This is a genomic window from Alteromonas sp. 14N.309.X.WAT.G.H12, from assembly GCF_036697315.1.
Lineage (GTDB): Bacteria > Pseudomonadota > Gammaproteobacteria > Enterobacterales > Alteromonadaceae > Alteromonas.
The window spans coordinates 1-7,503 of the sequence record NZ_JBAHZB010000137.1; the positions used below are offsets into that span (position 1 = coordinate 1).

Consider the following 7,503-nt stretch of genomic DNA (forward strand, 5'->3'; position numbering starts at 1 on the left):
CGACGGTACGGTCTGATTTCTCAGGCAACCCTCATTCTAGCGGTGTACACCATGATTGGGTTAAATCAGGCAACCTATGAGGTGCCGGTTTGGTACGAACCGGCATTATTAGCCTTAGGCGCACTATGGTATGGCGTACTGTCGGTTATCTGGGCGGCCTTATTTGTGCATATTCCACTACGTCAGGCCCTGGCCACCTTGTACGTTGAGGTGGGGCGTTATTTAAAACTGAAATCACGCTTGTTTCCGTTGATCACCAGTGAAGCGGTAGATTCATTAAGGTTGGAGCTGGCTCAACAGCATGGACAGGTAGTTATTGCGTTGAACAAGGTGCGGGCAATCCTTGTGAGTCGTATCGATAGTAGTCCGCAAAACCCGAGTTTAGGCCGCTACATTCAATTGTATTTCATTGCCCAAGGTATTCACGAACGGGCTAGCTCCTCTCATTATGATTATGCGGATCTAGCAGAAACCTTTTTCCACAGTGATATTCTTTTTCGCATTCAACGCCAGTTATACGAAGCCGGTGTCAGTTGTAGCAAAATTGGCGAAGCGATCCGCAGTAAGCAAGCCATCGATCTTCACGATAGTGAAGTGGCGGTGGCGGGTTTAAAAAAATCCATGGCATATCTGGCACATCATGCTCAGCCGGTGCAAAGCCGCTTATTTCGTTCGTTACGTCAGCTGTCCGACAATGTGGTTGGCTTACAGCAAGAGCTTGATAAGGCGCGTTCATTAGAAGATGTGTCGTTAACCGATGCATCCCAGCAAATCCCCCAACCGCCGATCACTTTCCGCGCTATTTTAAGCCAAATGATGGACCAGCTAACGCCTAAGTCACAGGTGTTTCGTCATGCGGTGCGTATGTCAGTGGGGCTCACATGTGGCTACGCCATCATTCAAACAACGGAGATCTCGGTGGGCTATTGGGTGATGTTAACCACATTATTTGTGTGTTTGCCTACCTTTGGCTCCACTCGCCAACGGTTATATGAGCGTATTGTGGGTACGGTAGTGGGCTTAGTACTCGCCTGGAGTTTGATTACACTCTTTCCCTTAAACCTGATTCAATTGCTTATTGCGGTGGTTGCCGGGGTGGTGTTTTTCTTAACCCGAACACATCGCTACGTTCTTGCTACGTCGGCCATTACTTTAATGGTGATCTGTTGCTTTAATCAGGTATCCGATGGTTACGACGTTATTTTACCCAGGTTGGTGGATACATTAATTGGCAGTGTCATTTCTTGGCTGGCGGTATTCTTTATTTTACCGGATTGGGCCTATCGTCAATTGCCAATCACCTTTGCCGAAGGTTTGCGCAGGAGCTCAGAGTATTTACGAGACTTGATGGGGTTTTATCAAGCCCAAGGGGTAACCGAACAGGTTTATCGACATAGCCGGCGAAGAGCGAATAATGCCGATGCGTTGCTAACGTCGACGTTGGTCAATATGCAGCAAGAGCCGGGACATTTTCGTCGAGATACCGAATTATGGCAGCGCTTAGTCATTCGTAGTCACACCTTATTTAATTATATTGCGGCTTTTGGTGCTCATCGGGATTCCTTAACTCAACAAGCGAGCGACCCCTTATTGGTGGAAGCGGGCAATTATATTGTGAATAGTTTAGTCGAGGTGGCAGAGTGTCTGGAACAAAGTCGCCTGGTGGTGGACTGCAGCGATGAATTTGAGCAGCTACGAACAAAACTGGAAAACTGCACCGCGGAGGAAAATGAACAACATTATTTTGTGTTATCCCAATTACTGTCGCTACTTGGTCAATTAGAAGACATTCGTAAGCTCACCCGAGAGCTGCAAATTCAGGTTCACGGAGAAGCCTTGAAAGCATAATACAGGCAATTAGCAACGGCCATCAGCGTCAGACAATCAGACCCTTCCCTTGTACAAAAGACGCGATAGGAAAATGGTTAAGGCATTTGGGGCGAATATGGGCTAGATCTATCTGAAATATGCAGATTGTGTGGAGAATGGGTAAAGCTTATTAAATTTAATTGCATAATCGACGTCAATGCTCACACTAGTCTTCTCGTTAATCTTTAGTCGTTTTGACGTTTCCTTTTGGAAACCTTTCTCACCAAAATCCCATTTCGTCTGTTTGTAAGGTTTTTAAATGCAATTGAGAACATCCATTTCATACGTTTTTGTCACGTTACTGGCGTTGCTAGCGCTTTTGCTTTCAGGCTGTGATTCAAGTTCTTCTGATGATACTTCCGTCACCAGTTCAACAGATGAATCCAGCAGTGATGATACCAGTGATGATGATACAGATTCTGATGCAACGGTGACCGAATATTCTACCTCCAACACCATCGGTCTGGTACTTAATTCTGAAGAGGCGCAAAACGGTTATACTCTTTTTGGTGGTTTGCGTTTTACTACTACCTATTTAATTGATAACTGTGGTGAGATGGTGCAAAGCTGGGATTCAGACTATACCACCATGTCGGCGTATTTGTTAGAAAACGGCAATTTGCTGCATACTGCACGCTTTCAAAGCGCCGAAAACAGTGAATTTTTGGAAGCGGGCGGCGACTCGGGCCGTATTGAAATTATCAATTCGCAAAACGAAGTTGAATGGTATTACGAGTTCAATACAGATACTCAGTTTATGCATCACGACGTGGAATACCTTGAAAGTACAGGTACGGTGCTGGTGATGGTATGGAATAAACACACCGCGGCAGAAGCTGAAGCGGCGGGGTATACCGGCGGACATGCACTGTGGAGCGAACAAATTATTGAGTTAGATCCTACGGTGGATAGCGCTGATGACGCCATTATATGGCAATGGGATTCGTGGGATCATATGGTACAGGATGCAGATGTATCAGCGGACAATTATGGTGTTATTTCTGAAAACCCCCAATTAATTGATATTAATTTTACCGGATTAGATGTTGAATACGAGGCCGATCCAATTCATATGAATTCGGTGGATTACAATGCAGATCTGGATCAAATCATCATTAACAGTCGTAACTACAGCGAGTTCTGGATCATCGATCACTCCACCACCACCGAAGAAGCGGCTTCTCACTCCGGGGGCACACGGGGTAAAGGCGGTGATATTCTGTTTCGTTGGGGAAATCCTCAAACTTATGACATGGGCGATGCTGACGATCAAAAACTGTTTTTACAGCATGATGCTTACTGGATAGATGATGACTACACCGAAGGTGGCCAGGTCATGGTCTTTAACAACCAAGCGAATTATTATGGCGATAGTGATTATTCCACGGTGAATGTGGTGGATACCGAAGTGAGTGATTCTGGCGACTATACAATAAATGATGACGGGACCTACGGCCCTGATGACTTCACCTGGACATACACTGCGGATACCCCCACTGATTTTTATGCCGCTAACATTTCCGGTGCCCAGCGATTGGATAATGGCAACACGATTATCGATGAAGGTACCACAGGGACCTTTTTTGAAGTGACCTATGATGGCGATGTGGTATGGAAATATATTGCGCCGGTGGATGAAACGGGGGTGCTTACCCAGGGCGAGACAGCAGGCAAAAACTTTGTATTTCGTATAAACCGTTACGCCACGGATTATATCGGCTTGTCCTATTACAGTCTGACGGCCAGTGGACCTATTGAAAATGGCTCAGATTATACTTGCGAGTTATTTGAATAGGGGATTCAGACAGGTTGGGAAATATTCGTAGACAAGGGGTTGCCACCAGATTAATGCCCAGGTGCATTGATATTGGTGGCAGGGGCGGCAACAGACTGTAAACCCACGTTGAATTTTTTGAAAACATCAAATTCATTGGCGGGAACCGGTTTTTGGAATAGATACCCTTGACCATATTGACAATCTAGGTTGTGGAGAAATGTGCGACACAGGTTTGTCTCTATGCCTTCAGCAATAACGTCCATATTTAAGGCGTGACCCATGGCAATAATGGTGGATGCAATGGTGTTATTGGCTGGCATAAAGCTCTTATCAATTTTTAAAATATCAAAGGGTAGATTTTTAAGGTAGCTTAAACAGGAGTACCCGGTACCAAAATCATCAAGCAGCAATAATGCGCCTAGCTCTGAGAGTTCATGGAGGTTGGCTACGCATACTTTGTCTTCGGTGATGGCGATATTTTCTGTTATCTCGATATGGATGCTGCTGGCTGGCAGCGCATATTCATCTAACATGTTGGATAGTCGTTTGGCAAAGCTGGCATCTTTTATTTGGCGGGAAGAAACATTCACGGCCATGGTATGGTTTACCGCACCCGCTTCACGCCAAATTTTACACTGGGCACAGGCTTGCTGTAACACCCAGTCACCAATTTCAATAATTTGTCCGGAATTTTCCGCAATGGGAATAAATTCATCTGGACCAATCCTCTCATTATTCATGTTGGTCCATCGTAGCAATGCTTCACTGCCTACGGTGCTGTTATCGGCAAGTTTAACCACAGGTTGGTACGCCAAGCTAAATTCGTTATTGGAAATGGCATGGTGAAGTTGTTGAACAATCGAAAGTTTTCGATTGTTCTTGTTGGCGGTATTTCTGTTGTAAAGTTGAAATTGATTTTTTCCTGCATTTTTAGCCTGATACATGGCGGTATCGGCATGTTTTAATAATGATGTCGGATCCGTACCATTTTCAGGGTAACAGGCAATACCGATACTGGCCGTGATAAAGGTTTCAATCTGAGTTAGCTTTATGGGTTTACTGATGGCTTCGATCACGCGCCTTGCAATGGCATCGATGGTTTCAATTGCCTCAAAATCATCGGTAACGGTAACAAACTCATCACCACCGAAGCGAACAACACTATCGCATTCCCTAAAGGTATCAGCAATTCGACTTGCCATTTCAATAAGGACCTTGTCGCCAATGGTATGGCCTAGGGTATCGTTGATGTCTTTAAATTGGTCAAGATCAATAAACATAACGGCAAATTGAGAATGATTGCGTACCGATTTAGCAATGGCTAAATTAATGGTGTGCTCAAGTAAATTTCTATTGGGTAACCCAGTTAGTGTGTCTTTATAGGCTAAGGTTTTGTTTCGTTTTTCACTTTCAACAAGAGCCTTCATTGTTGTCTCTCGGTTTGTGAGTACAACAGAGACGGCTTGAGACAGATAAATAGTAAATGCTAAGACAATAATAGACGAAAAAATGATGATCCAAATGGTAATTTGGGCGACAAATTGCACCGTTTTTTCAACGGGAACTTCAAAATTTGTTGAATTTTGGCCAAAGTCTACCAAGGCGCGGGTCAGCAGGCTATGAAGCCTTTGTTCGTTAATCACTCCCATTTCGTATTGTGTTATTGCTGCTAATGCCTGGTTGGCGCTATTTAGGTCATTTTCACAGATCGTAATGATGCTATCCGTATTAATTAGTCGCATGAGTAGGCGATCCGTACTGCCTATATTCTCTAAACATTCTATTGGTTGTTGCCTAATCTTGACGATGGAATGACGGATATCGTCAATGATTAATGGTGTATTTGTGGGAAATGATTTTATGGGGGATGACATTATGGCATTTAAGTCATTCACATATTTAAAATGACGCATATTCAATTGATGAAAATAATTACTATGGGTCAGAGTAAAAAAGCTCCAAATCAAAACCAGGGAAAATATTACAAATATAATGGTTAAGAAAGGAAGAGCGCTTTTTATCCCACTGCTGTTTGAATTCATCTACTGATATGCTCTAAGGTGCGAATGCGCTGATGTATGGGATGAAACGCAAGGTTTTAAAGAATAATTTTAAGTTTAGCTTCATAGTACTTATAGCAGAGGGTTGGGGTTTAGCAAGGAATGCAGCAAGTTAATCTGTGTGATGTTTGTGCCCATCATTACCCAATGCACGGTTTCTTGCCTTGTTCTTACCTCATTTTCGCTGGGCATGGCTAAACCACGTATGTTCAAACAGTCCAGGGTTTAGTTAGTAAAAAAAACTGAGTTTTCGTTACTTTAGTAACTGGTTAGTGTCAATAACCTTTACAGTCTGTGGGGCGGTGAACTGAGGATTAATGGTAAGGTTCTGATTTTCTTCTAAGTTGAAAAACTGGTCTTTAATATGCTTACGCAGTAGGGCGGTTCTCATGCTGTAGTCATTTCATTGAGATTTCACGGACAAGTAAATTTTAAAATAGGACTATTGAAATGAAAATATACAAACTGGGCTTTACGCTGTTCTTGGCCTCATCGCTGAATGCAAATGCGGGGTTGTTGGGACTTGATCTCATCGAAACCGGTGATGATGCAATTTCGGATATTACCAGTTCTTTGATCGTACCAGGGGCGGGAGTGAATATCGTGTCAGGTAGCGAAACCTTTGTGGGTGCCATTGGCGATGGTATTGATAGCGATACTGCCCAATCCGGTATTTTCTCGGGGGTAAACATCACCGATGGCGCCACTACGGTTTCCATGGGGCAAGGTGTGGCGTTAACGAGCGGTACAGCGAATATACCGGACACCAATACGGATACCAGTTTTGATCCGTTTACCCCAGCAACCGGCGGTGATGCGGATCTTAGCGATCTGTTATTAACCGCAGGCGCACCAAGTAGTGTCACCAATGATGTGAATTACATCGAATTCGATTTTACCTTAGATGCGGGTTTCAATGCCATTTCCCTGGATTTTATTTTTGGTAGTGATGAATTTCCGGACCAGGCAGTAACGGATGTCTTCGGTGTTTTTGTGGACGGCACTAACTATGCGTTCTTTCCTGATGGAAGTTTAGTGTCTTTTGTACAAGGTGCCAATGCGGGTAACTTTATCGATAATGCTGCGGGGTTATTTGATATTGAATACGACGGTTTTAGTACGAACCTAAATTTGGTCGGCTTGATTGATGAGACGTTAACGGAGCATACCCTCAAAATTGCTATTGCGGATACCTCGGATTCCATTTTTGACAGCGGTGTGTTTTTAAGTAACTTAACCGGGGTTTACACCGATAACGATGGCGGTGTGAATAACCCGCCTACCACCAGTGTTGATGAACCTTTTAGTGCGATCCTGTTTTTAAGTGGTATCGGGGTAATGCTTGGGTTAAGACGTCGTCACTAAGATAATTTTTAGTTAAAAGGCCAAATTTTCACTTGGCCTTTTTTTTCTGTGATGGATTACCGAGTACTGCTAAGTTTTCCCTATCAATGATATTCTTTACGTATTCAGCGCTAAGTAAACGTAAATGCACCCAAGAAACCTTCATAAAAATGGCTATCCCATGGCCAAGCTTTGCCAGACCTATCCCGCACTTGCTTCTTATTTGGTGAAAGCAAAAAGTGGTAAGTTGAGTATTGATTTTGCCGATCCCAGAGCGGTAAAAACCTTAAATGCTGCCTTGCTGGCTTATTATTACCATGTAACGCATTGGGATATTCCTGCGGGTTATCTGTGTCCTCCGGTACCTGGTAGAGCCGATTATATTCACGGTATTGCCGATCTTTTAGCGGGCGATAATCAAGGTCGAATTCCTACAGGCCCAGATATCCAAGG

The 7,503-nt window shown here is 43.8% G+C and carries 5 protein-coding genes; 4 read left to right on the forward strand and 1 reads right to left on the reverse strand.

The genetic code is table 11. The features are described 5' to 3' along the window. Both yccS and V5298_RS18780 read left to right on the forward strand, forming a co-directional pair. A partial coding sequence (gene yccS / locus V5298_RS18775; protein WP_332932963.1) for a YccS family putative transporter occupies positions 1-1,848 on the forward strand: 1,848 nt, incomplete at its 5' end. A gap of 280 nt (positions 1,849-2,128) precedes the next feature. Continuing rightward, positions 2,129-3,664, forward strand: a complete 1,536-nt coding sequence (locus V5298_RS18780; RefSeq protein WP_332932964.1) for an aryl-sulfate sulfotransferase — start codon at positions 2,129-2,131, stop codon at positions 3,662-3,664. 50 nt (positions 3,665-3,714) lie between these two features. Here the strand turns inward: V5298_RS18780 and V5298_RS18785 are convergent, their stop codons facing one another. After that, the gene (locus V5298_RS18785; protein WP_332932965.1) at positions 3,715-5,388 is read right to left on the reverse strand and encodes a putative bifunctional diguanylate cyclase/phosphodiesterase; all 1,674 of its coding nucleotides are present in this window, start codon (positions 5,386-5,388) and stop codon (positions 3,715-3,717) included. 768 nt (positions 5,389-6,156) lie between these two features. Between V5298_RS18785 and V5298_RS18790 the strand changes: the two genes are divergently transcribed. Both V5298_RS18790 and V5298_RS18795 read left to right on the forward strand, forming a co-directional pair. After that, entirely contained in the window at positions 6,157-7,071 is a 915-nt protein-coding gene (locus V5298_RS18790; protein WP_332932966.1) for a choice-of-anchor L domain-containing protein, read from the forward strand. Positions 7,072-7,195: 124 nt separating this feature from the next. Continuing rightward, a partial coding sequence (locus tag V5298_RS18795) for an RlmF-related methyltransferase (protein WP_332932967.1) occupies positions 7,196-7,503 on the forward strand: 308 nt, incomplete at its 3' end.

Bases quoted from the DNA above. Each gene is read 5' to 3' on its own strand.
- V5298_RS18780 (WP_332932964.1), top strand. From the start codon at position 2,129: ATGCAATTGAGAACATCCATTTCATACGTTTTTGTCACGTTACTGGCG.
- V5298_RS18785 (WP_332932965.1), bottom strand. From the start codon at position 5,388: ATGCGACTAATTAATACGGATAGCATCATTACGATCTGTGAAAATGAC.
- V5298_RS18790 (WP_332932966.1), top strand. From the start codon at position 6,157: ATGAAAATATACAAACTGGGCTTTACGCTGTTCTTGGCCTCATCGCTG.